This is a genomic window from Silvania confinis (genome assembly GCF_025564085.1).
Classification (GTDB): domain Bacteria; phylum Pseudomonadota; class Gammaproteobacteria; order Enterobacterales; family Enterobacteriaceae; genus Enterobacter; species Enterobacter confinis.
This window is the reverse complement of record NZ_JAMGZJ010000077.1, coordinates 758,022-782,191: the sequence shown is the minus strand read 5'-3', so window position 1 is coordinate 782,191 and position 24,170 is coordinate 758,022. Positions and strand designations below refer to the sequence as shown.

The following is a 24,170-nucleotide window of genomic DNA, read 5'->3' as shown; positions in this document are numbered from 1 at the left end:
ACGCCGGGTGATAAGCCCGGCGTTTTTTTATTCTTCTTTCGCAGAAGTCGCTGTTGTGCCACTCGGCTTACGGCGTTTGCCAATGTTCTTGGCGTCGCGGTGACGTTTCTTCTCGCGCGGCTTTTCTTTGTCTTTCTGCTTCTGCTCTTCGCGCTTCGCGAGCACTTTCTTAGACGGCTTACCCGTCATTTTCTCACTCGGTGGACGCGTTGTCGGTCGCAGTTCATCGATTACGCGCGCTTTCACAGGCTCTTCGATATAGCGACCTACTTTCTGCAGCAGCAAGTAGTCATGCGCTTCAACCAGAGAAATAGCCGTACCTTTGAGACCAGCACGTCCGGTACGACCGATACGGTGAAGGTAGGTATCCCCGCTGCGTGGCATGTCAAAGTTGATGACATGGCTTACCTCAGGAATGTCGATACCACGTGCCGCTACGTCGGTAGCCACCAGGACATTAACGCGACCTTCAGTCAGACGTTTAATCCCTTCGGTGCGCTTCACCTGCGGCATGTCACCTTCAAGATAACAGTTATCGATGCCTGCAGAACGCAGCTGAGCGGCCAACTCATGCACTCGCTCACGTTTACGGACGAAAATGATGGTACGCGTCGTATCATCTTGTTTCAGCACGTGTTTGAGTAACTCAAACTTGTGCTCATAGTTATCCGCGCGGTAATACCACTGGTGAATTTTCTTGCGCTCACGCGTGGACGGCGTGGCAGAAACTTCTGCCGGATCTTCCAGCAGACGCTCCGCAAAGTCTTTAATCGCATCGCCTTCAAGCGTGGCGGAGAACAGCATCGTTTGTTTGCGCCAGCGCGTTTCGCCTGCGATATGTTCAATGTCCTGCGCAAAGCCCAATTCCAGCATGCGGTCTGCTTCATCCAGAATCAGCGTTTCAACAGCACGACAGTCAAAGTTTTCTTCTTTGATGTACTGCATCAGTCGCCCGGTCGTGGCGACCACGATATCCTGGTTCTCACTGAACACTTCGGCGTGGTTCATATAAGCTACGCCGCCGGTGATGGTGGCAATATCCAGATGGGTATTGGCGGCCAGTTCACGCGCATGTTCTGCAACCTGTACGGCTAACTCACGTGTCGGTGTCAGAATAAGAATGCGCGGTGGACCAGATTTCTTGCGTGGAAAATCAATCAGATGCTGCAAGACGGGCAGCAGGTACGCCGCCGTTTTACCGGTGCCTGTCGGCGCTGAACCGAGTACGTCGCGGCCTTCTAATGCAGGCGGAATGGCTGCCGCCTGGATGGCAGTCGGGCGTGTGAAGCCTTTATTCTGGAGGGCTTCCAGCAGGCTTTCATCGAGTTCAAGTTCGGAAAAAGTCGTTACAGTCATGTTCTACCTCTGTGTGGGGCGCTGATTATAGACGTTATGGCTGCAATCTTCATCTGTTTGTATGGATATCCCTTTTCCACCACTTCGCTTTCCCCTATGCTACTCCAGTTTTGAAGAAGAAGGTTGCTTTGACATGTCTCAACTCAAAGCGCAATTGCGCCGCGATGGTTTTACCTTTAAGCAGTGCTTTGTGGCTCACGATCGCTGCGCGATGAAAGTCGGCACGGATGGCATTTTACTGGGCGCCTGGGCGCCGGTTGCTGGCGTTAAGCGTATCCTTGATATTGGCAGCGGTAGCGGATTACTCGCGCTGATGCTGGCCCAGCGTACCGAAGCATCAGTCACCCTCGATGCGGTTGAACTGGATCCCCAGGCAGCCGGGCAGGCAGGTGAAAATGTGGCCGAATCACCCTGGGCTTCGCGTATTACGCTTCATTGTGCGGATGTTCTCAGCTGGGCGCCAGAGCAAACGGCGCGCTATGACTTAATTATCAGCAATCCTCCTTATTATGAAACAGGCGTCCAGTGCGCGACGCCTGAGCGCGACCAGGCCCGCTATACGGGCTCGCTCGACCACAGCGCACTGCTTACCAGTGCGGCTGAGCTTATCTCTGAAGAGGGCTTCTTCTGCGTGGTGCTCCCGGAAAGTACGGGCAGCGCATTTGTTAAAAACGCGCTGGAGATGGGCTGGTTTTTACGCCTGCGTACTGATATTGCGGATACTGAGGGCAGACTCCCACATCGGGTATTGCTGGCGCTGTCGCCGAAAGAGGGTGAGTGCTTCAGCGACAGGATGGTGATCCGCGGGCCAGATCAGCGTTATTCCGACGATTACACGGCGCTGACCCGCGAGTTTTATCTGTTCATGTGATCCAGCGGTGAAAGCACGGATGGCCCGGAGTGCTCAAGCTGCTCCGGGTAGTCCAGCGTGTAATGCAAACCACGACTCTCTTTACGCATCATGGCGCAGCGTACGATAAGCTCAGCCACCTGCACCAGATTGCGTAATTCCAGCAGATTGTTCGAGACGCGGAAATGGGCGTAGTACTCATCCATTTCCTGCTGAAGCATCGTAATGCGGCGCAAGGCTCGCTCCAGGCGCTTGCTGGTACGCACAATTCCTACGTAATCCCACATAAAGAGGCGCAGCTCGTGCCAGTTATGCTGAATAACAACCCGCTCATCCGGATTTTCCACCCGGCTTTCATCCCAGGCCGGCAGGATTTCAGCATGGCGTGCGTAAGGCATGCGCTTAATAATATCCTCTGCCGCCGACCAGCCGTACACCAGACATTCGAGCAGAGAGTTGGATGCCATGCGGTTAGCGCCGTGCAGGCCGGTATAACTCACCTCGCCGATAGCGTACAGACCGTCAACATCGGTTCGCCCGTGATCGTCCACCATCACGCCGCCGCAGGTGTAGTGCGCGGCAGGTACTACAGGCACTGGATCTTTGGTGAGGTCGATACCTAATCCCAGCAACTTTTCATAAATGGTTGGGAAGTGCTGGCGAACAAACTCCTCGGGCTTGTGGCTGATATCCAGATACATGCAATCCACGCCTAAACGCTTCATTTCATGATCAATGGCGCGGGCGACGATATCGCGCGGGGCCAGCTCGCCACGTTCATCGAAATCCGGCATAAAGCGCGTCCCGTCAGGACGTTTTAAGTGCGCGCCTTCGCCGCGCAGGGCTTCGGTGAGCAGGAAATTACGCGCCTGCGGATGGAATAATGCAGTCGGGTGAAACTGGTTAAATTCCAGGTTTGCTACCCGACAGCCAGCACGCCAGGCCATGGCAATGCCATCTCCTGAGGAAATATCCGGGTTGGTGGTGTATTGATAGACCTTGGACGCGCCGCCGGTCGCCAGCACAACGGATTTTGCCCGGCAGGTTTCAACCGTTTCTTTATTCCGGTTCCAGACCCAGGCACCGACTACGCGACGCGTACCCGGCAGGCCAATTTTATCGGAAATGATCAGGTCGACCGCATTACTGCGTTCCAACACCTGAATGTTCGGGTGATTCAGCGCCTGGCTTACCAGTGTGGTTTCGACTTCTTTACCGGTGGCGTCTGCTGCGTGCAGGATCCGGCGATGGCTGTGCCCGCCTTCCCGCGTCAGATGGTAGCCCTCTTCACCGTTTGCCTGCACGTGGGTATCAAACAACACGCCCTGATCGATAAGCCACTGTACGCACTGTCGAGCGTTACTGGCGACAAATCTGGCGGCGTGTGGATCCACAATCCCGGCCCCGGCAATCAAGGTATCGTCCACGTGCGAATCGATGCTGTCGGTCTCATCAAACACCGCGGCGATACCGCCCTGGGCATAGAATGTTGAGCCTTCGCTGACAGGACCTTTGCTGAGGACAATCACTTTTTGATGTGATGCGAGACGCAGCGCCAGCGAGAGCCCGGCGGCGCCGCTGCCGATAATCAGTACATCACAGGTAAGTTCAGACTTTGCATTCATGATGTTTGTTTAATTTACTAAACATTGTCGGGCCAGCATAGCACCCGAATGCGATGAATCGCACGTTTTATTTGAGCTAGGTTGCAATGGCTAAACACGCGGGGCGACACGATGCCAGCACAAAAAGACGAAAATATTTTGCGAAGCAGATCGTTAGCTTCAGATTTTGTGATGAAATAAAGCCCGTCTTGCGGTAACCTTCAGGCGGAAAATGCCATTTCTTATCAGAAATTGGGTGCGTATCAGTATCAGACTTATAATGATAGAAAATGAACAGTCTGCGACGTGATTAACAAAAACAAAGGCGTGACGGAACTAATTGAAAAAAAGACCCTCAAAGCAACTGCTTGCTCACAGTGCAGTGTTTGGAGTGGCGTTTCGATAACGCGTGGATTTTAGGTTTGGGGAGACATTACCTCGGATGAGCGAGCAGTTAACGGACCAGGTCCTGGTTGAACGGGTCCAGAAGGGAGAACAGAAAGCCTTTAACTTACTGGTGGTACGCTACCAGCATAAAGTGGCGAGTCTGGTTTCCCGCTATGTACCGTCAGGGGATGTCCCTGATGTAGTGCAAGAATCTTTTATTAAAGCCTATCGCGCGCTGGAATCTTTCCGGGGGGATAGTGCTTTTTATACCTGGCTGTACCGTATTGCCGTCAATACGGCCAAAAATTACCTGGTTGCTCAGGGCCGTCGTCCGCCTTCAAGCGATGTGGACGCTATCGACGCAGAGAATTTTGAAAGCGGCGGCGCGCTGAAAGAAATTTCGAACCCTGAGAACTTAATGTTGTCAGAAGAACTGAGACAAATAGTTTTTCGTACCATCGAGTCGCTCCCGGAAGATTTACGCATGGCAATTACGTTGCGGGAGCTGGATGGACTGAGCTATGAAGAGATAGCCGCTATCATGGATTGCCCGGTCGGTACTGTTCGCTCGCGAATTTTTCGCGCGCGAGAAGCTATTGATAATAAAGTTCAACCGCTAATCAGGCGTTGACTCTAGCGGGATACTGGAAAAGGTATTAGGCATGCAGAAAGAAAAACTTTCCGCTTTAATGGATGGTGAAACGCTGGACAGTGAGCTGCTCGACGAGCTCTCTCGCTCTCCTGAGATGCAAAAAACCTGGGAGAGTTATCACCTCATCCGCGACTCCTTGCGTGGTGATACCGGCGACGTCCTTCATTTCGATATCTCAGCACGCGTAATGGCTGCTATTGAGAACGAACCTGTTTCTCAGGCCACTCCGCTGATTCCTGAAGCCCAACCTGCACCGCACCTGTGGCAGAAGATGCCGTTCTGGACCAAAGTGCGTCCCTGGGCGAGTCAATTGACTCAAATGGGAGTGGCTGCTTGCGTATCGCTTGCAGTTATTGTTGGCGTCCAGCAGTATAATACCCAATCTGAAGCGAACCAGCAGCCAGAAGCGCCAGTGTTTAATACGCTGCCGATGATGGGCAAAGCTAGCCCGGTTAGTCTGGGCATACCCTCTGATGCATCGGCGGGAGCCGGTCAGCAACAGCAGGTACAAGAGCAGCGCCGTCGCATTAATGCGATGTTGCAGGATTATGAATTGCAGCGTCGTCTGCATTCCGAACAGCTCCAGTTTGAGCAGGCACAAACCCAGCAAGCTGCTGTGCAAGTGCCCGGAAACCAAACCTTAGGAACGCAATCGCAGTAATGAAGCAGCTTTGGTGCGCCATGTCTCTGATGGCGGGTAGCCTGTTCTTCTCTGTAAACGCCTCGGCTGATAATTCATCCGGGGCGTTGTTGCAGCAAATGAACCAGGCCAGCCAGTCACTCAACTACGAACTGGCTTTTATTAGTATCAACAAGCAAGGTGTAGAGTCTTTACGCTACCGCCATGCCCGACTTGATAAACAGCCGCTTGCCCAGCTCTTGCAGATGGATGGCCCGCGCCGCGAAGTGGTGCAGCGTGGCAATGAAATCAGCTACTTTGAGCCGGGGCTTGAACCCTTTACGCTGAACGGCGACTACATTGTTGATTCGCTGCCTTCGCTGATCTATACCGACTTCAAGCGTCTTGCGCCTTACTACGACTTTATCTCGGTAGGCCGCACCCGTATTGCCGACAGGCTGTGCGATGTTCTGCGTGTGGTTGCAAGAGACGGTACGCGCTATAGCTATATCGTCTGGATGGATGCAGAAACTAAGCTGCCGATGCGTGTCGACCTGCTGGATCGCGACGGTGAGACGCTGGAACAGTTCCGGGTGATCTCCTTTACTGTGGATAACCAGGTGGGTAACAGCATGCAGAATCTGGCAAAAGCCAACCTGCCGCCGCTGCTTTCCGTGCCAGTGGGCGATACGGTTAATTTCAACTGGGCGCCCAACTGGATCCCGCAAGGGTTTAGTGAAGTCTCCAGCAGTCGACGTCAGCTGCCTACGATTGATACGCCGGTTGAATCGCGTCTCTATTCCGACGGGTTGTTTAGCTTCTCGGTGAATATCAATCGGGCCACACCGGTGAGCGCCGATCAGATGCTGCGCACCGGTCGTCGTACGGTGAGTACCACGGTCCGCGATAACGCCGAGATCACCATCGTCGGTGAACTGCCGCCACCGACGGCCAAACGCATCGCTGACAGTATTAAATTCAAGGCCGGACAATGATCAAAGAATGGGCAACCGTTGTTTCATGGCAGGACGGTGTCGCACAGGTCAGCTGTGATGTTAAAGCCTCCTGCAACAGCTGCGCCTCCCGAGCTGGCTGCGGAAGCCGGGTCCTCAATAAGCTGGGCCCACAAACCACGCACACCATCGTCGTACCCAGCGCTCAACCGCTGGTCGAAGGACAAAAGGTGGAATTAGGCATCGCTGAAGGCAGCCTGCTGGGTTCTGCCATGCTGGTCTACCTTTCCCCGCTGGTGGGCCTGTTTGCGCTTGGCGGTGTATTCCAGGTCATGTTTGGCACCGATCTGGCCGCAATGTGCGGCGCGGCGCTGGGCGGCGTAGGCGGCTTTTTACTGGCGCGCGGTTTTTCGCATAAGCTCGCAGCGCGTGAAGCATGGCAACCGGTTATCCTCAGCGTCGGGTTACCGCCCGATGAGCTTCGTGTTGAAATTCTCTCTTCAGAAGCCCGGTGAATTTAACCGGGCTTTATTATATTTATATCTCATAAAAGAAAATGCCGAATCTTCACGCTAAGCTTGCGGGAAGAGCATTTCCTGGTTAAGGAGATGTAGTGTAGAATGCTGCGTTTTCGCACTGAAAAACGTCAGGCTAAGAACCGCGGCCTCCAGGAATTCGTAAGGCATAATTATTAACTATATGAAGAACATACGTAACTTTTCGATCATTGCTCACATTGACCACGGTAAGTCGACGCTGTCTGACCGTATTATCCAGATTTGCGGTGGCCTGTCTGATCGTGAAATGGAAGCCCAGGTACTGGACTCCATGGACCTGGAACGCGAACGTGGTATCACCATCAAAGCGCAAAGCGTAACGCTCGACTTTAAATCTGCTGATGGCGAAACTTATCAACTGAATTTCATCGATACCCCAGGCCACGTTGACTTCTCTTATGAAGTTTCCCGTTCGCTGGCGGCCTGTGAAGGCGCGCTGCTGGTGGTTGATGCCGGGCAGGGCGTAGAAGCCCAGACGCTGGCTAACTGCTATACCGCGCTGGAAATGGATCTTCACGTGGTGCCGGTGCTTAACAAAATCGACCTGCCTGCGGCCGATCCTGATCGTGTAGCGGAAGAGATTGAAGACATCGTCGGTATCGATGCCACCGACGCGGTGCGCTGCTCGGCGAAAACCGGCGTGGGCGTGACCGACGTTCTTGAACGTCTGGTGCGTGAAATTCCGGGCCCGGAAGGTGATGCTGATGGCCCGCTGCAGGCGCTGATCATCGACTCCTGGTTCGATAACTATCTGGGCGTTGTCTCGCTGGTGCGTATTAAAAACGGCACCATGCGTAAAGGCGATAAGATCAAGGTTATGAGTACCGGTCAGGTCTATAACGCCGATCGCCTGGGGATCTTCACGCCGAAGCAGGTTGACCGTACCGAACTGAAGTGCGGTGAGGTTGGCTGGCTGGTGTGTGCAATCAAAGACATTCTGGGCGCGCCGGTTGGCGATACCCTGACCCAGGCACGTAACCCGGCAGATAAAGCACTGCCAGGCTTTAAAAAAGTGAAGCCGCAGGTTTACGCGGGTCTGTTCCCGGTGAGCTCCGACGATTACGAGAACTTCCGTGACGCACTCGGCAAACTGAGCCTGAACGATGCCTCTCTGTTCTATGAGCCAGAAAGCTCAACGGCGCTGGGCTTCGGCTTCCGCTGTGGCTTCCTTGGCCTGTTGCACATGGAGATCATCCAGGAGCGTCTGGAACGTGAATACGATCTGGATCTGATCACCACGGCACCGACGGTAGTTTACGAAGTAGAGACCACCTCCAAAGAGACTATCTACGTCGACAGCCCGTCCAAGCTGCCACCGCTGAACAACATTGCTGAACTGCGCGAGCCTATCGCGGAGTGTCACATGCTGCTGCCGCAAGAATTCTTAGGCAACGTTATTACCCTGTGTATCGAAAAACGTGGTGTGCAGACCAACATGGTCTATCACGGAAATCAGGTGGCGTTGACCTATGAAATCCCAATGGCGGAAGTGGTACTCGACTTCTTCGATCGCCTGAAGTCAACGTCGCGCGGTTATGCATCGCTGGACTACAACTTCAAACGTTTCCAGGCATCTAACATGGTACGTGTGGATGTGCTGATTAACAGCGAGCGTGTTGATGCGCTGGCGTTGATCACCCACAACGATAACGCACCGTATCGCGGCCGTGAACTGGTGGAAAAGATGAAAGAACTCATCCCACGTCAGCAGTTCGATATCGCGATTCAGGCTGCTATTGGTAACCACATTATCGCCCGCGCAACGGTCAAACAGCTGCGTAAAAACGTTCTGGCGAAATGCTATGGCGGTGACGTCAGCCGTAAGAAAAAGCTGCTCCAGAAGCAGAAAGACGGTAAGAAACGTATGAAGCAGGTCGGTAACGTCGAGCTGCCGCAGGAAGCGTTCCTCGCCATTCTGCACGTGGGTAAAGACGGAAAATAATTCTTAAGGAGTTGGCATGGCGAACAAGTTTGCCCTGATCCTGGTGATTGCCACACTGGTGACGGGGCTGTTGTGGTGTCTGGATAAGTTTATTTTTGCACCGAAACGTCGCGAACGTCAGGCTGCCGCACAGGCGGCCACTGGCGACCAGTTAGATCCGAAAACCCTGAAAAAAGTTAGCCCGAAACCAGGCTGGCTGGAAACGGGTGCTTCGGTCTTTCCGGTGCTGGCTATTGTGCTGGTGGTACGTTCGTTCATCTATGAACCTTTCCAGATCCCATCCGGTTCGATGATGCCAACGCTGCTGATCGGTGATTTTATTCTGGTGGAGAAGTTTGCCTACGGCATTAAAGATCCGATCTACCAGAAAACGCTGATCGAAACCGGCCATCCGAAGCGCGGTGACATTGTGGTGTTTAAGTATCCGGACGATCCGCGTCTGGACTACATCAAACGCACCGTCGGCGTACCGGGCGATAAAGTGACTTATAACCCCGTATCCAAAGAAGTGACGGTTCAGCCAGGTTGCAGTTCGGGTACCGCCTGTGGCAGCGCGTTAGCGGTGACCTATTCCGGCGTTGAACCAAGCGATTTTGTGCAGACCTTTGCCCGTCGTAACGGTGGCGAAGCGACCAGCGGTTTCTTCCAGCTGCCGAAAGGCGAGAGCAAAGAGAACGGGATCCGTCTCAGCGAGCGTAAAGAGACGCTGGGTGATGTGACCCACCGTATTCTGACCGTCTCGATCGCCCAGGATCAGTTGGGTATGTACTATCAGCAGCCAGGCCAGCAGCTGGCGACCTGGATTGTGCCACCGGGACATTACTTCATGATGGGTGATAACCGCGATAATAGCGCGGACAGCCGTTACTGGGGCTTTGTGCCGGAAGCGAATCTGGTGGGCAAAGCGACCGCTATCTGGATGAGTTTTGAGAAACAGGAAGGCGAGTGGCCGACCGGCGTACGCTTAAATCGTATTGGCGGCATCCATTAATTGCTGATAAATGAATACGTAGCCTCCTTTATGGGAGGCTACGTTAATTATTTAACGGATAAATGCCTGGAGACTAACGACAACCCTTGTCGTTGCGTATAGAATATTCCCCCGAAGTTTAAGGTTGGCGCTGACTCAGTGCCACGGCACACGAAACCGCGTTGGCTATCTCAGGACGGTTTCGTGTGCTGCATTTTTGACGCATTCATTTATTGGTATCGCATGAACCCCATCGTAATAAATCGGCTTCAACGAAAGCTGGGCTACACTTTTCAGCATCAGGAGTTGTTGCAACAGGCATTAACCCACCGCAGTGCCAGCAGCAAACACAACGAGCGTCTCGAGTTTCTGGGCGACTCCATATTGAGTTACGTTATTGCCAATGCGCTTTATCATCGTTTCCCGCGGGTGGACGAAGGTGATATGAGCCGCATGCGTGCAACGCTGGTTCGTGGCAATACGCTTGCTGAGATTGCTCGCGAATTTGAACTGGGTGAATGTCTGCGACTCGGTCCTGGCGAACTGAAAAGCGGCGGTTTCCGTCGTGAATCTATTCTCGCGGATACGGTCGAAGCACTGATCGGCGGTGTTTTCCTCGACAGCGGCATCCAGACGGTTGAACAGCTGATCCTGAACTGGTATCAGTCGCGTCTGGATGAAATCAGTCCCGGCGATAAACAGAAAGATCCAAAGACCCGTTTGCAGGAGTACCTGCAGGGTCGCCATCTGCCGCTGCCATCGTATCTGGTGGTGCAGGTTCGTGGCGAAGCACACGATCAAGAATTTACCATCCATTGCCAGGTTAGCGGCCTGAGTGAACCGGTGGTTGGCACAGGTTCAAGCCGTCGTAAGGCTGAACAGGCTGCCGCCGAACAGGCGTTGAAAATACTGGAGCTGGAATGAGCGAAGAAAAAAGTTACTGCGGTTTTATCGCCATCGTCGGACGCCCGAACGTTGGCAAATCCACCCTGCTGAATAATCTGCTGGGTCAGAAAATTTCCATCACCTCTCGCAAGGCGCAGACCACGCGTCACCGCATTGTCGGTATTCATACCGAAGGTGAGTATCAGGCCATTTATGTTGATACCCCGGGCCTGCACATCGAAGAAAAACGTGCCATCAACCGCCTGATGAATAAAGCGGCGAGCAGCTCTATCGGTGACGTTGAGCTGATTATCTTCGTGGTCGAAGGCACCCGCTGGACGGCGGACGACGAGATGGTGCTGAACAAGCTGCGTGACGGCAAAGCCCCGGTGATCCTCGCGGTCAACAAAGTGGACAACGTACAGGAAAAAGCCGATCTGCTGCCGCACCTGCAGTTCCTGGCAACCCAGATGAACTTCCTCGATATCGTCCCGATGTCTGCGGAAACCGGGATGAACGTGGATACCCTCGCGGGCATCGTGCGTAAGCATCTGCCGGAAGCGATTCATCACTTCCCGGAAGATTACATCACTGACCGTTCTCAGCGCTTTATGGCGTCTGAAATCATCCGTGAAAAGCTGATGCGTTTCCTTGGCGCTGAGCTGCCGTACTCCGTTACCGTGGAAATCGAGCGTTTCCAGACCAACGAGCGCGGTGGGTACGACATCAACGGGTTGATCCTCGTTGAGCGCGAAGGGCAGAAGAAGATGGTTATTGGCAACAAAGGCGCCAAAATCAAAACCATCGGTATCGAAGCCCGTAAGGACATGCAGGAGATGTTTGAAGCCCCGGTTCACCTTGAACTGTGGGTGAAGGTGAAATCTGGCTGGGCCGATGACGAGCGCGCACTGCGCAGTCTGGGTTACGGCGACGACGTCTAAGCCACGTAAACGTGGAAGGCTGGCAGCGCGCATTCGTCCTGCATAGTCGTCCGTGGAGCGAAACCAGCCTGATGCTGGACGTCTTCACGGAAGAATCCGGTCGCGTGCGCCTTGTTGCTAAAGGCGCACGTTCCAAACGTTCGAACCTGAAGGGCGCTCTGCAACCCTTCACACCCCTGCTGGTGCGTTTTGGCGGACGCGGAGAAGTCAAAACTCTGCGCAGTGCTGAAGCCGTCTCTCTGGCGCTCCCCCTCTCTGGTATTACGCTGTATAGCGGTCTGTATGTGAACGAGCTTGTCTCGCGCGTACTGGAACATGAGACCCGCTTTTCTGAACTCTTTTTCGACTATCTGTACTGTATCCAGGCGCTTGCAGGCAGCACCGGCTCGCCGGAGCCTGCGCTACGCCGCTTTGAGCTGGCGCTGCTCGGGCATCTGGGATACGGCGTGGATTTTCTGCACTGTGCGGGCAGCGGTGATCTTGTGGATGACACCATGACCTACCGCTATCGCGAAGAGAAAGGGTTTATCGCGAGCATTGTCATCGATAACAGCACGTTTACCGGACGGGATCTCCGGGCGCTGGCGGAACGCGAATTTCCTGATGCCAGCACGCTGCGGGCGGCAAAACGCTTTACCCGCATTGCGCTCAAGCCGTATCTTGGTGGCAAGCCCTTAAAGAGCCGAGAATTATTCCGGCAGTTTTTGCCGAAGCGTTAACGAACGAAAAGAAAACCGAGGATTGTCATGGCTGAATTACTGTTAGGCATCAACATTGACCACATCGCCACGCTGCGCAATGCGCGCGGCACCGCGTATCCTGACCCGGTTCAGGCGGCATTTATCGCCGAGCAGGCGGGTGCAGACGGCATTACCGTGCATCTGCGTGAAGATCGCCGTCACATCACCGACCGTGACGTGCGCGTGCTGCGTCAGACGCTGGATACGCGCATGAACCTGGAGATGGCGGTTACCGAAGAGATGCTGGCGATTGCCGTTGAGACGAAGCCGCATTTCTGCTGCCTGGTGCCGGAAAAACGTCAGGAAGTGACCACCGAAGGCGGGCTGGATGTCGCCGGGCAACTGGACAAAATGCGCGATGCCTGCAAACGTCTGGCCGATGCCGGTATTCTGGTGTCGCTGTTCATTGATGCTGACGATGCGCAGATTAAAGCCGCTGCGGACGCGGGCGCGCCATACATTGAAATTCATACCGGCTGCTATGCCGATGCTGAAGACGAAGCCGCTCAGGCCAAAGAACTGGCGCGCATCGCCAAAGCCGCAACCTATGCGGCGGGCCTTGGCCTGAAGGTCAACGCCGGTCACGGACTGACTTACCATAACGTCAAAGCCATTGCGGCGATCCCGGAAATGCACGAGCTGAACATTGGTCACGCGATTATCGGTCGTGCGGTGATGAGCGGACTGAAAGAAGCCGTTGCCGAGATGAAGCGCCTGATGCTGGAAGCGCGCAAGTAATGGCCATCCTTGGCTTAGGAACCGATATCGTTGAAATCACCCGTATCGAAGCGGTGATTTCCCGCAGCGGCGATCGCCTGGCGCGACGGGTGCTCAGCGATAACGAATGGGCCATCTGGGAAACGCACCAGCAGCCGGTGCGTTTTCTTGCCAAACGTTTTGCCGTCAAAGAAGCGGCGGCCAAAGCCTTCGGCACCGGGATCCGCAACGGTCTGGCGTTTAATCAGTTCGAAGTGTTTAACGATGAGCTGGGCAAGCCGCGGCTGCGTCTGTGGGGCGAGGCGTTAAAACTGGCAGAAAAGCTGGGCGTGGCGCACATGCACGTGACGCTGGCGGATGAACGTCATTACGCCTGCGCGACGGTGATTATCGAAAGTTAGATTTTGTCCGCGTGGTGCATCAGGACAAACTTATCCCACAGCTGCTCGTCGGATTCAGGACGTGCCGGGTCTTTCAGGATCGTATTGGGGATCGGGCACACCTTCTGGCAGGTCGGTGTTTCATAATGGCCGACGCATTCGGTGCAGAGGTCGCTGTTAATCTCATAAATGTCGTCACCCATCGAGATGGCCTGGTTAGGGCATTCGGGCTCGCACATATCGCAATTGATGCATTTTTTGGTAATTAACAGCGCCATCAGGAAATTCTCAGAAACATTACTAACAGGGCGGGCATTATACTCTCATACCCTGCTCAAACCAGTTTTTTTACCAGCGCCTCACTGTGGCGAATACGCTCCGGGGCATGCTCCAGATCCTGCTGAACCAGCGCCATAAACAGCAGGTCGGTCAGCAGCATCTGTGCGCTGGTGGATGAAATCGCTGCGCTGCGGGTGGCCTGCTCCTCGGCGATGGTGTACAGACAGCGCGTCGCACGCTGCTGCAGGGCATTGGGAGTAAAACCAGTGATCGCCAGAATTTTGCCGCCTACGCGCAGCGCCTCATCGGCGGCGAGATTGATCTCCCGTCGTTCACCGGAGTAGGAGATGGCCAGCAGCAGATCGTCGGGTGCCATCGCCTGGACCGTCGCCAGCAGGGCGTGCATGTCCTGCTCAGCAATGGCGATCAGGCCAATTTTATTCAACTTCCAGCCAAAATTACGCGCCACCAGCCCGGAGGCACCAATCCCGGTCAGGATCACCCGCCGCGCCGCGCGCAGCATGCCAACGCTTTCGAGCAGCTTCTCTTCGCTGTTAACGTCCAGCGTGGCGTGCATCGCCGCGACCTTCTCTTTGATCAGCTTCTCGCCGACGAGGCGCATCGGGTCATCGCCACGGATCTGATTATGCACCGGCATCGACTGCGGGTTAGGGTTACTGGCCAGCGCTTCGCTGATCGCAAGTTTCAGCGCCGGAAAGCCTTTAAACCCCATCTTTTGGGCAAATTTAACCACGCTGGACTGGCTAACGCCCGCTTCGCTGGCCAGCTGCTGCGAGCTTAAGTGGCGCGCGCGATCGGGCTGGGAGAGCAAAAAATCCGCCAGCTTTTTGTCGCTCTGGGCAAGACCCGCATAGCGCTGGCGGATCCGAATTAAACAGTTCATGCGTACTCCTGGCGAAATGTGATGACTACAGCAATTGCGAATTCTTCTCGCCTGAATGAATTTTATATTCCATTATAGTGTGACTATTATGAATTAAAAATTCTTGAGGTACAAAAGATGAATCTCGGCTCACTCGTTTCAGAATCCCGCAACCCACAAACACTGGATCTGGACGCGCTTTCCACGCTTGACCTTGTTACTCGTTTTAATCAGCAGGATACGCTGGTCGCGCAGGCAGTAAAAGAGACATTGCCTGAAGTGGCCAAAGCCGTGGATGCCGCCGCTGTCGCGCTGAAAGCGGGCGGGCGGATCATTTACATGGGAGCGGGAACCAGCGGACGTCTCGGGGTGCTGGATGCCTCAGAATGCCCGCCGACCTTCGGCGTGCCACACGGTCTGGTGATCGGCCTGATTGCCGGCGGTCCCGGCGCGCTGCTGAAAGCGGTAGAAGGGGCTGAGGACAGCAAACAGCTTGGCGAAGATGACCTGAAGGCCCTCAACCTGACCGCTGTCGATCTGGTGGTGGGGCTCGCCGCCTCCGGCCGCACGCCGTATGTGATTGGCGGGCTGGAGTATGCCAACCTGACCGGCTGTACCACGGTGGCGATCTCCTGTAATCCGGGCTCGCCAATCGCCCAGGTTGCGGCGATTGCTATCTCCCCGGTCGTAGGGCCAGAAGCCCTGACCGGATCAACGCGCATGAAATCCGGCACCGCGCAGAAGCTGGTGCTGAACATGATCTCCACCGGGGCAATGGTGAAATTTGGCAAGGTGTATCAGAACCTGATGGTGGACATGAAAGCCACCAACGTGAAGCTTGTCGACCGGGCGTGCCGGATGGTGGTTGAGGCCACTGGCGCGGCGCGTGAAGAAGCCGAAGCGGTACTTCAGCAGACCGGGTATGACGTCAAACCGGCCATTTTGATGATTCTCAGCGGGCTCGATGCCGCCGCAGCGCGGGCAAAACTCGATGCGCATCAGGGATTCTTACGGGCAGCATTAGAAAACTAAAGAGGCGTGTATGGAAAAAACAGTGGCGCTCGCCAGCGATATTCTTGCTGGTATCGGCGGGGAGCACAATATTCTGCGTCTGGAAAACTGCATGACGCGGGTACGCGTTGAAGTCCAGGATGATGACAAGCTCGATCTGACGCGGCTCAAAAAACTGCCCGGCATCAGTGGCTATGTAAAGCAGGGGGCGCAGCACCAGCTCATTGTCGGCCCCGGCAAAGCCGCGCAGGTGGTGGATGCCATGCGCTCGCTGATGGGCGGCGCGGTGGTTGATGACGCCGATCGCACCAAAGCGCAGGCCAAGGCCAAATATAAAGCGCCGATGAGCGACGCGTTGCGCCAGCTGGCGAACGTGTTTATTCCGCTGATCCCGGCCTTTATCGCTTCGGGGCTGATCACTGGCATTATTAACATTCTTAAACGCCCGGACATTGTCGGCGACTTTGCGACCCACTATCCAAACCTGCTGGGGATCCTCGGCATTTTTGGCAGCGCGGTGTTTGCCATCATGAACATTCTGGTGGGGGTCAATACCGCCAAAGTGTTTGGTGGATCGCTGGCAATGGGTGGGGTGATGGCAGGGATCCTTTCCAGCCCGCAGCTGGCGCAAATCACCCTGTTTGGTGAAGCGCTGCAGCCGGGGCGCGGCGGGGTGATCGCCGTCCTGCTGGTGGTGGTGCTGATGTGCTGGATCGAGAAAAAGCTGCGCAATGCTCTGCCGGGCTCGCTGGAGCTGATCCTTAATCCGCTGTTGACCACCTTAATCACCGGCAGCGTGGCAATCATTGCCCTGCAGCCGCTGGGCGGCGTGATTTCTGAATCCATCGCCCACGGCGCTTCCTGGGCTATCGATCGCGGCGGCTTCCTGGTGGGGGCGGTGCTGGCGGGGACCTTCCTGCCGCTGGTATTGACCGGATTACACCAGGGGCTGGTGCCGATCCACGTGGAGCTGGTGCAGGCACACGGCTACAATGCGCTGCTGCCGATCCTGTCGATGGCGGGAGTTGGGCAGGTCGGGGCGGCCATTGCGGTGCTGATGAAAACCCGTAATCAACGCCTGAAAAAGGTGATAAAGGGCGCGCTGCCGGTGGGTTTGTTGGGGATTGGCGAGCCGCTGATTTTTGGCGTCACGCTGCCGCTGGGCAAGCCGTTTATCGGTGCCTGCCTGGGGGGCGCAGTGGGTGGAGCGCTGATCAGCTACTGGAAAGTGGCAACGGTCATTACCTTCGGGATTTCCGGTTTGCCGCTGGCATTAACCATCGTCACCGGAAAAGTCATGCTCTATCTGTTAGGCTATTTGGTAGCAGTTATCGCCGGGTTCCTGTTTACCTGGCTGTTAGGGTTCAACGATCCAGAGGAGTAAGGTTTGGTTAATCACGAGCGTCGCGTTGTATTTTTTGATTTAGACGGAACGCTGCATCAGCAGGATATGTTCGGCACCTTTATGCGCTACTTGCTGCGCCGACAACCCTTAAATGCGTTGCTCGTGTTGCCCCTTCTGCCGATAGTGGGCGTGGCGCTGCTGATCAAAGGGCGCGCCGCTCGCTGGCCGATGAGCCTGCTGCTGTGGGGATGTACCTTTGGCCACAGCGACGCGCGGCTCAAACAGCTTGAGAAGGATTTTGCCAGCTGGTTTCGCGGGCACGTTACCGCGTTTCCGGTGGTGCAGGAGCGGCTGACCAACTACCTCAACGCCAACGATGCCGACATCTGGCTGATTACCGGCTCGCCGCAGTCGCTGGTCGAGCAGGTCTATTTCGATACGCCCTGGCTGCCACGGGTCAATCTTATTGCTACCCAGATGGGGCGCGCATACGGCGGATGGGTGCTGACCCTGCGCTGCCTCGGGCATGAGAAAGTGGTGCAACTGGAGAAACAAATCGGCACTCCGCTGCGGCTGTACAGCGGCTACAGCGACAGCAAGCAGGATAACCCGCTGCTCTACTTCTGCCAGCATCGCTGGCGGGTCACGCCGCTCGGCGAACTTCAGCAACTGGAATGATTTTGTGATTATGTATAGCGGGTGTGTATAATGCGCCCGCTTTTCAGACTGGAGTAATCAGCGTTGTCCGACCTCGAACACAATCATGAATACTGGATGCACCATGCACTCCAGCTTGCTAAACGCGCCTGGGATGAGGGCGAAGTGCCCGTTGGTGCCGTACTGGTGCACAATAATCAGGTGATTGGCGAAGGCTGGAACCGTCCGATTGGCCGTCACGATCCCACTGCCCACGCCGAAATCATGGCCCTGCGCCAGGGCGGACTGGTGCTGCAAAACTACCGTCTGCTGGATACCACCCTGTATGTCACCCTTGAGCCTTGCGTGATGTGTTCCGGCGCAATGGTCCACAGCCGGATCGGGTCGCTGGTTTACGGCGCGCGGGATGAAAAAACCGGTGCGGCAGGTTCACTGCTGGACGTGCTCAGACATCCCGGCATGAACCACCAGGTGAATGTTATTGGGGAGGTACTGGCACCAGCGTGTTCGGCGATGCTAAGTGACTTCTTTCGAATGCGGCGTCAGCAGAAAAAGCAACAAAAGGCAGGATTGGCGTTATCGGGCGAGTAAGCTCTTTCGGCGCCACCACCGGGTAACTTTGTGCCAGCTGCTCTGCCGCCATCGCCTTTTTCTCTTTCTCCATCAGATAGCCGACCAGGCTTATCTGATATTTACGAATATTTTCCACGTAGGCGTAAGCCTCGTGACCCCGTGCGTAGCCGTAGGTCAGCTTGTTGTAATACGGCTTCTGGCTCAGCAGCGGCAGGCGCTGTTTGACATCTGACCAGCTGTCGGGATTGCCTTTGGTTTTCGCCGTCAGGGCGCGGGCGTCAATCATGTGGGCATAGCCCATGTTGTATGCCGCCAGTGCAAACCAGATCCGCTCCTCTTCCGGCACCGTCTCCGGAACCTTATCCATCATATCCTGCAGATAACGCGCGCCGCCGCTGATGCTTTGTTCGGCATCGGTACGGTCGGTCAGCCCCAGGCTCTGGGCGGTGTTTTTAGTCAGCATCATCAGGCCGCGCACGCCGGTAGGCGAGGTGGCTTGCGCATCCCAGTGGGATTCCTGATACGAGATAGCCGCCAGTAAACGCCAGTCAATCTCCTGGGCGTACTTCTCAAACAGCGGCTGCAGATCCGGCAGGACATTATCCACTGCCCGCAGGAAGCTGCGGGTATCGACATAATCAAAGCCACCGCCGTGGCCGAGATACTTCTCTTCCAGCCGCGCCAGGGTGCCGTCTTCATTCATACCGTTGAAGAAATCGAGCATTGCCGCAGACAGGGTCTGGTCGTCGTCCAGTCGGCTGAACCAGGTCACCGGTTGCTCGTCGGTGACATCCAGCGCCACCGCCAGCTCCGGGTGGACACGCTGATACAGGCTGATCGCGACCGAGTCGGCAATGGTATAAGGCAACTTGCCGTCCTTTACCTGCTCCAGCAGTTCGGTGGTGCCGAGCTTCTCGTCGACCGTCCAGCCAAGGTTGGGGTATTTTTTCTCTTTCAGCGTGCGCAGATCGTCAATCACCACGTGCCCGGGGGCGACGGTGAGATTTTCCGCATTAAGGGCCGCCAGCGTGCGCGGGCGCAGGCTGCCTACGCGATAAACCAGTTGCTGAGAAACTGAGTAATAGGTTGGGCCCGGCTGATAGTTTTTGCTGCGCTCGCTGTTATAGACCAGACCGGCGGCCAGCATGTCGGCCTCGTTATGATCCAGGTCGTCAAACAGCTGGCTGATGTTCTGGCGCACGGTGATTTTGAGCTTCACGCCCAGATAGTCGGCAAACTGCTGCGCCAGTTCGTAATCCAGCCCAATCACTTTGTCGTTAATGGCGGTATAGATCAGTGGCGAGGTGAGGGTACTGACGCGCAGCTCCCCCCGCGCCTGGATGGCGGCGATGCGGTTATCGGCTTTACCGAACCAGGGTATGGAAGGCCATAACGCCGCTGCCAGCAGCAACGTGACAATGCCAATAAAAAGGTAATTAATCTTTAATTTTTTCAATAAGTTAATTCTATGTGCTGTGTGTTGGTTCGCTCTGTACTGGCCATAGTAAAAACAAGTATTGCCAAAGATTTCGCGGCATTTTGCGCAAAGTTACGTCACTTGGCAACTTATTAGCGGGAAAGGCAACACCGATGGTTAAAAAAATGCATCGATTTTATTACGACGCAAACGGTTTCGTCGGCGCTCAGGATCCACTATAATGACGCCCGTTTTCCCCCTTGCGCACACTGTAAGCGCCTCCGGCGCTTCGAAGACGAGAGACTTATGATGGAAATTCTGCGTGGTTCGCCTGCACTGTCTGCCTTCCGTATCAACAAACTGCTGGCACGTTTCCAGGCGGCCGACCTCCCGGTAAGCAATATTTACGCTGAGTATGTCCATTTTGCTGACCTGAGCGCTCCCTTAACGGCAGAGGAGCTGACCCGACTTGAACGCCTGCTGAAATACGGCCCAAGCCTGAGCAGCCATACCCCGAACGGTAAACTCCTGCTGGTTACGCCTCGCCCGGGCACCATCTCCCCCTGGTCTTCTAAAGCAACCGACATCGCCCGCAACTGTGGCCTGAGCCAGGTGAGCCGTCTTGAGCGCGGCGTCGCCTATTACGTTGAAGCCTCCACTCTGACTGACGCACAGTGGGCGGTTGTGGCGAGCGAACTGCACGACCGCATGATGGAGAGCGTGTTTGCCTCTCTGGATGATGCGCAAAAGCTGTTCTCTCACCACCAGCCTGCGCCGGTGCAGAGCGTAGATCTGCTGGGTGAAGGCCGTCAGGCGCTGATCGACGCCAACCTGCGTTTAGGTCTGGCGCTGGCAGACGATGAAATTGATTACCTGCAGGATGCGTTTGTGAAGCTCAACCGCAATCCGAACGACATCGAACTGTATATGTTCGCGCAGGCAAACTCTGAACACTGCCGCCACAAAATTTTTAACGCCGACTGGATTATCGACGGCGAGCAACAGCCTAAGTCGCTGTTCAAAATGATCAAGAACACCATGGAAAAGACCCCTGACCACGTGCTGTCTGCCTATAAAGACAACGCCGCGGTGATGGAAGGTTCCGAGGTGGGCCGCTTCTTCGCCGATCGCGAAGCAGGGCGCTATGATTTCCATCAGGAAGCAGCACACATCCTGATGAAGGTTGAAACCCATAACCACCCGACGGCGATCTCCCCATGGCCGGGTGCGGCGACCGGTTCAGGCGGCGAAATTCGTGACGAAGGCGCCACCGGACGCGGGGCAAAACCGAAAGCCGGTCTGGTGGGCTTCTCGGTCTCTAACCTGCGTATTCCGGGCTTTGAACAGCCGTGGGAAGAAGATTTCGGCAAGCCGGATCGCATTGTTACCGCACTCGACATCATGACTGACGGCCCGCTAGGCGGCGCAGCATTCAATAACGAATTTGGTCGTCCGGCGCTGACGGGCTACTTCCGTACCTACGAAGAGAAAGTCGAGAGCCACAACGGCGAAGAGCTGCGCGGCTACCACAAACCGATCATGCTGGCTGGCGGGATCGGCAACATCCGCGCCGATCATGTGCAGAAAGGCGAGATCGTGGTCGGCGCGAAGCTGATCGTCCTCGGCGGCCCGGCGATGAATATCGGCTTGGGTGGCGGGGCGGCCTCGTCGATGGCCTCTGGCCAGTCTGACGCCGACCTCGATTTTGCCTCGGTGCAGCGCGATAACCCGGAAATGGAACGCCGCTGCCAGGAAGTGATCGACCGCTGCTGGCAGCTGGGTGAAGCCAACCCGATCCTGTTTATTCACGATGTCGGCGCGGGCGGCCTGTCTAACGCCATGCCGGAGCTGGTGAGCGACGGTAATCGTGGTGGTCGTTTCAACCTGCGTGACATCCTGAGCGATGAGCCAGGGATGAGCCCGCTGGAAATCTGGTGTAACGAATCCCAGGAACGCTACGTGCTGGCCGTCGCCCCGGATCAACTGCCGCTGTTTGATGAGCTGTGCCGCCGCGAGCGTGCGCCGTACGCGGTGATCGGTGAAGCCACCGAAGAGATGCACCTCTCCTTAAGCGACACCCATTTCGACAACCAGCCGATTGACCTGCCGCTGGATGTGCTGCTGGGCAAAACGCCGAAGATGACCCGCGACGTACAAACCCGCAAGGCCAGTGGCAAAGCCCTCGACCTGCAGGGTGTCACCGTGGCCGACGCGGTCAACCGCGTGCTCCATTTGCCTGCCGTGGCGGAAAAAACCTTCCTCGTCACCATCGGTGACCGCACCGTAACCGGTATGGTCGCCCGCGATCAGATGGTTGGCCCGTGGCAGATCCCGGTGGCGAACTGCGCGGTGACCACCGCCAGCCTCGACAGCTACTACGGTGAAGCGATGTCGCTGGGCGAACGCTCCCCGGTTGCGTTGCTGGACTTTGCAGCCTCCGCCCGTCTGGCGGTCGGTGAAGCGCTGACCAACATTGCCGCTACTCAGATTGGTGACATCAAACGCATCAAACTGTCCGCGAACTGGATGGCCGCAGCCGGTCACCCGGGCGAAGACGCCGGGCTGTATGAAGCGGTTAAAGCGGTGGGCGAAGAACTGTGTCCAGCGCTGGGTCTGACCATTCCGGTGGGTAAAGACTCGATGTCGATGAAAACCCGCTGGCAAGAAGGCGCCGAGCAGCGCGAGATGACCTCTCCGCTGTCGCTGGTGATCACCGCCTTTGCCCGCGTGGACGATGTGCGTCACACCATCACCCCGCAACTTTCTACGGAAGATAACGCCCTGCTGCTGATCGATTTAGGCAAAGGGCACAACGCGCTGGGCGCAACCGCGCTGGCGCAGGTTTACCGTCAGCTGGGCGATACGGCAGCCGACGTGCGCGACGTAGCGCAACTGAAAGGCTTCTACGACGCCATCCAGGCGCTGGTTGCACAACGCAAACTGCTGGCCTATCACGACCGTTCCGATGGCGGCCTGCTGGTAACGCTGGCGGAGATGGCCTTTACCGGCCACTGTGGCGTGGAAGCGAACATCGCTACGCTGGGCGACGATCGTCTGGCCGCGCTGTTTAATGAAGAACTGGGTGCGGTGATTCAGGTGCGTGCGGCCGATCGCGAGGCGGTTGAAGCGCTGCTGGCGCAACACGGCCTCGGCGACTGCGTGCACTATCTGGGTAAAGCGGTGACCGGGGATCGTTTTGTTATCGAATCCAACGGTCAGACAGTGTTTGCCGAAAGCCGCGCCACGCTGCGTATGTGGTGGGCAGAAACCACCTGGCAGATGCAGCGTCTGCGTGATAACCCGACGTGCGCCGACCAGGAGCACGAGGCGAAAGCCAACGATAACGATCCGGGTCTGAACGTGAAGCTCTCGTTCGACATCAATGAAGACGTAGCCGCGCCGTACATCGCGAGGGGCGCGCGTCCGAAAGTGGCGGTTCTGCGTGAGCAGGGCGTTAACTCGCACGTGGAGATGGCGGCAGCCTTCCACCGCGCGGGCTTTGATGCTATCGACGTGCACATGAGTGACCTGCTGGCGGGGCGTACCGGTCTGGATAGCTTCCAGGCGCTGGTGGCGTGCGGCGGTTTCTCTTACGGCGACGTGCTGGGCGCGGGCGAGGGCTGGGCGAAGTCTATCCTCTTCAACGACCGCGTGCGCGATGAGTTCGAAACCTTCTTCCACCGTCCGCAGACCCTGGCGTTGGGCGTGTGTAACGGCTGCCAGATGATGTCGAACCTGCGCGAGCTGATCCCAGGCAGTGAAGCCTGGCCACGCTTTGTGCGTAACCAGTCCGATCGCTTCGAAGCGCGTTTCAGCCTGGTCGAAGTGACGCAAAGCCCGTCTCTGCTGCTGCAGGGAATGGTGGGCTCGCAGATGCCAATCGCGGTTTCCCACGGTGAAGGGCAGGTTGAAGTGCGTAACGCTGCCCATCTGGCAGAGCTGGAGAGCAAAGGTCTGGTGGCGCTGCGCTTTGTCGATAACTTCGGCAAAGTGACGCAAACCTACCCGGCGAACCCGAACGGCTCGGCAAATGGGATCACCGCCGTGACCAGCGAAAGCGGTCGCGTAACGGTAATGATGCCGCACCCTGAGCGCGTGTTCCGTACCGTCAGCAACTCCTGGCACCCGGAAAACTGGGGTGAGGATAGCCCATGGATGCGTATCTTCCGCAACGCGCGTAAGCAGTTGGGTTAAGCATCACCGCTGTGCCCGGTGGCGCTTCGCTTACCGGGCCGGCAACACCTCGGTGTCGCATATTTACGACAAACCCTATAACACGATGTCGCCAAATGGCGACATTTAAGTTATTGATTTTACTGGTTCTTAGAATAACCCTGCCAGCGTGTTGCTAATTAGCGACAGATCGCCTGAAAACCGTACCGAAACACGCGGGCAATCATTTCATTAAATGTCTTTATATTTCAGATGTTTAAAATTTATATTTGCATTGTG

Annotated in this window: 23 protein-coding genes and 1 pseudogene; 18 read left to right on the top strand and 6 right to left on the bottom strand. The window is 56.0% G+C overall.

From position 1 onward, the window contains the following. Nucleotides 1–27 precede the first annotated feature (27 nt). The gene (gene srmB / locus M8013_RS17635) at nt 28–1,356 is read right to left on the bottom strand and encodes an ATP-dependent RNA helicase SrmB (RefSeq protein ID WP_271269079.1); all 1,329 of its coding nucleotides are present in this window, start codon (nt 1,354–1,356) and stop codon (nt 28–30) included. 133 nt (nt 1,357–1,489) lie between these two features. On the opposite strand from srmB, the gene trmN reads away from it, so the two are divergent. After that, a complete protein-coding gene (trmN, locus tag M8013_RS17630; RefSeq protein ID WP_271269078.1) occupies nt 1,490–2,227 on the top strand; it encodes a tRNA(1)(Val) (adenine(37)-N(6))-methyltransferase TrmN in 738 nt (245 codons plus the stop codon). Here the strand turns inward: trmN and nadB are convergent. Further along, nucleotides 2,212–3,831, bottom strand: a complete 1,620-nt coding sequence (nadB, locus tag M8013_RS17625) for an L-aspartate oxidase (protein WP_271269077.1) — start codon at nt 3,829–3,831, stop codon at nt 2,212–2,214. The two genes, trmN and nadB, sit on opposite strands and share 16 nt — an antisense overlap. A gap of 356 nt (nt 3,832–4,187) precedes the next feature. On the opposite strand from nadB, the gene rseD reads away from it, so the two are divergent. The 12 genes from rseD (at nt 4,188) to acpS (ending at nt 13,574) form a co-directional block, all read left to right on the top strand. Beyond that, nucleotides 4,188–4,256: a rpoE leader peptide RseD gene (rseD, locus tag M8013_RS23640; RefSeq protein ID WP_231313890.1), complete on the top strand. Its 69-nt coding sequence runs from the start codon at nt 4,188–4,190 to the stop codon at nt 4,254–4,256. Continuing rightward, the gene (gene rpoE, locus M8013_RS17620; RefSeq protein ID WP_271269076.1) at nt 4,253–4,828 is read left to right on the top strand and encodes an RNA polymerase sigma factor RpoE; all 576 of its coding nucleotides are present in this window, start codon (nt 4,253–4,255) and stop codon (nt 4,826–4,828) included. Before rseD ends, rpoE begins: the two co-directional genes overlap by 4 nt. 31 nt (nt 4,829–4,859) lie before the next feature. Continuing rightward, complete coding sequence (rseA, locus tag M8013_RS17615; protein ID WP_271269075.1) at nt 4,860–5,510, top strand: anti-sigma-E factor RseA; 651 nt, start codon at nt 4,860–4,862, stop codon at nt 5,508–5,510. Beyond that, nucleotides 5,510–6,463 carry a sigma-E factor regulatory protein RseB gene (gene rseB / locus M8013_RS17610; protein ID WP_271269074.1) on the top strand — a complete coding sequence of 318 codons (954 nt, stop codon included), beginning with the start codon at nt 5,510–5,512 and terminating at the stop codon, nt 6,461–6,463. The genes rseA and rseB overlap by 1 nt, the downstream gene beginning before the upstream one ends. Beyond that, complete coding sequence (gene rseC / locus M8013_RS17605; RefSeq protein ID WP_271269073.1) at nt 6,460–6,936, top strand: SoxR-reducing system protein RseC; 477 nt, start codon at nt 6,460–6,462, stop codon at nt 6,934–6,936. Before rseB ends, rseC begins: the two co-directional genes overlap by 4 nt. 184 nt (nt 6,937–7,120) lie before the next feature. Further along, complete coding sequence (lepA, locus tag M8013_RS17600; protein ID WP_271269072.1) at nt 7,121–8,920, top strand: translation elongation factor 4; 1,800 nt, start codon at nt 7,121–7,123, stop codon at nt 8,918–8,920. Between the two features lie 16 nt (nt 8,921–8,936). Further along, the gene (gene lepB, locus M8013_RS17595; protein ID WP_271269071.1) at nt 8,937–9,911 is read left to right on the top strand and encodes a signal peptidase I; all 975 of its coding nucleotides are present in this window, start codon (nt 8,937–8,939) and stop codon (nt 9,909–9,911) included. A 222-nt stretch (nt 9,912–10,133) separates the two neighbouring features. Then, entirely contained in the window at nt 10,134–10,814 is a 681-nt protein-coding gene (gene rnc / locus M8013_RS17590) for a ribonuclease III (RefSeq protein WP_271269070.1), read from the top strand. Beyond that, nucleotides 10,811–11,716, top strand: coding sequence for a GTPase Era (era, locus tag M8013_RS17585; protein WP_271269069.1), 906 nt, complete (start codon nt 10,811–10,813; stop codon nt 11,714–11,716). Before rnc ends, era begins: the two co-directional genes overlap by 4 nt. Nucleotides 11,717–11,727: 11 nt before the next feature. Then, a complete protein-coding gene (gene recO, locus M8013_RS17580) occupies nt 11,728–12,435 on the top strand; it encodes a DNA repair protein RecO (protein ID WP_271269068.1) in 708 nt (235 codons plus the stop codon). 27 nt (nt 12,436–12,462) lie between these two features. Beyond that, the gene (pdxJ, locus tag M8013_RS17575; protein ID WP_271269067.1) at nt 12,463–13,194 is read left to right on the top strand and encodes a pyridoxine 5'-phosphate synthase; all 732 of its coding nucleotides are present in this window, start codon (nt 12,463–12,465) and stop codon (nt 13,192–13,194) included. Then, nucleotides 13,194–13,574 carry a holo-ACP synthase gene (acpS, locus tag M8013_RS17570; protein ID WP_204558399.1) on the top strand — a complete coding sequence of 127 codons (381 nt, stop codon included), beginning with the start codon at nt 13,194–13,196 and terminating at the stop codon, nt 13,572–13,574. The genes pdxJ and acpS overlap by 1 nt, the downstream gene beginning before the upstream one ends. On the opposite strand, the gene M8013_RS17565 is transcribed toward acpS, so the two are convergent. After that, nucleotides 13,571–13,831, bottom strand: a complete 261-nt coding sequence (locus tag M8013_RS17565; RefSeq protein WP_271269066.1) for a YfhL family 4Fe-4S dicluster ferredoxin — start codon at nt 13,829–13,831, stop codon at nt 13,571–13,573. The two genes, acpS and M8013_RS17565, sit on opposite strands and share 4 nt — an antisense overlap. A gap of 56 nt (nt 13,832–13,887) precedes the next feature. Beyond that, nucleotides 13,888–14,736: a MurR/RpiR family transcriptional regulator gene (locus M8013_RS17560; protein ID WP_271269065.1), complete on the bottom strand. Its 849-nt coding sequence runs from the start codon at nt 14,734–14,736 to the stop codon at nt 13,888–13,890. Between the two features lie 117 nt (nt 14,737–14,853). On the opposite strand from M8013_RS17560, the gene murQ reads away from it, so the two are divergent. The 4 genes from murQ (at nt 14,854) to tadA (ending at nt 18,319) form a co-directional block, all read left to right on the top strand. Beyond that, nucleotides 14,854–15,747, top strand: coding sequence for an N-acetylmuramic acid 6-phosphate etherase (gene murQ / locus M8013_RS17555; RefSeq protein ID WP_271269064.1), 894 nt, complete (start codon nt 14,854–14,856; stop codon nt 15,745–15,747). Between the two features lie 10 nt (nt 15,748–15,757). Continuing rightward, nucleotides 15,758–17,110, top strand: a complete 1,353-nt coding sequence (locus M8013_RS17550) for a PTS transporter subunit EIIC (RefSeq protein ID WP_271269063.1) — start codon at nt 15,758–15,760, stop codon at nt 17,108–17,110. A 3-nt stretch (nt 17,111–17,113) separates the two neighbouring features. Next, nucleotides 17,114–17,749, top strand: coding sequence for a phosphatidylglycerophosphatase C (gene yfhb, locus M8013_RS17545; RefSeq protein ID WP_271269062.1), 636 nt, complete (start codon nt 17,114–17,116; stop codon nt 17,747–17,749). A gap of 63 nt (nt 17,750–17,812) precedes the next feature. Beyond that, a complete protein-coding gene (gene tadA / locus M8013_RS17540) occupies nt 17,813–18,319 on the top strand; it encodes a tRNA adenosine(34) deaminase TadA (RefSeq protein ID WP_271269061.1) in 507 nt (168 codons plus the stop codon). On the opposite strand, the gene mltF is transcribed toward tadA, so the two are convergent. Together mltF and M8013_RS23635 are read right to left on the bottom strand one after the other, a co-directional pair. Continuing rightward, the gene (gene mltF, locus M8013_RS17535; RefSeq protein ID WP_271269060.1) at nt 18,207–19,757 is read right to left on the bottom strand and encodes a membrane-bound lytic murein transglycosylase MltF; all 1,551 of its coding nucleotides are present in this window, start codon (nt 19,755–19,757) and stop codon (nt 18,207–18,209) included. The genes tadA and mltF overlap by 113 nt on opposite strands. Nucleotides 19,758–19,901: 144 nt before the next feature. Beyond that, a pseudogene (locus M8013_RS23635) lies at nt 19,902–19,988 on the bottom strand (hypothetical protein); the annotation flags it as partial. Between the two features lie 36 nt (nt 19,989–20,024). Between M8013_RS23635 and purL the strand changes: the two are divergent. Then, a complete protein-coding gene (purL, locus tag M8013_RS17530; RefSeq protein WP_271269059.1) occupies nt 20,025–23,912 on the top strand; it encodes a phosphoribosylformylglycinamidine synthase in 3,888 nt (1,295 codons plus the stop codon). Nucleotides 23,913–24,170 lie beyond the last annotated feature (258 nt).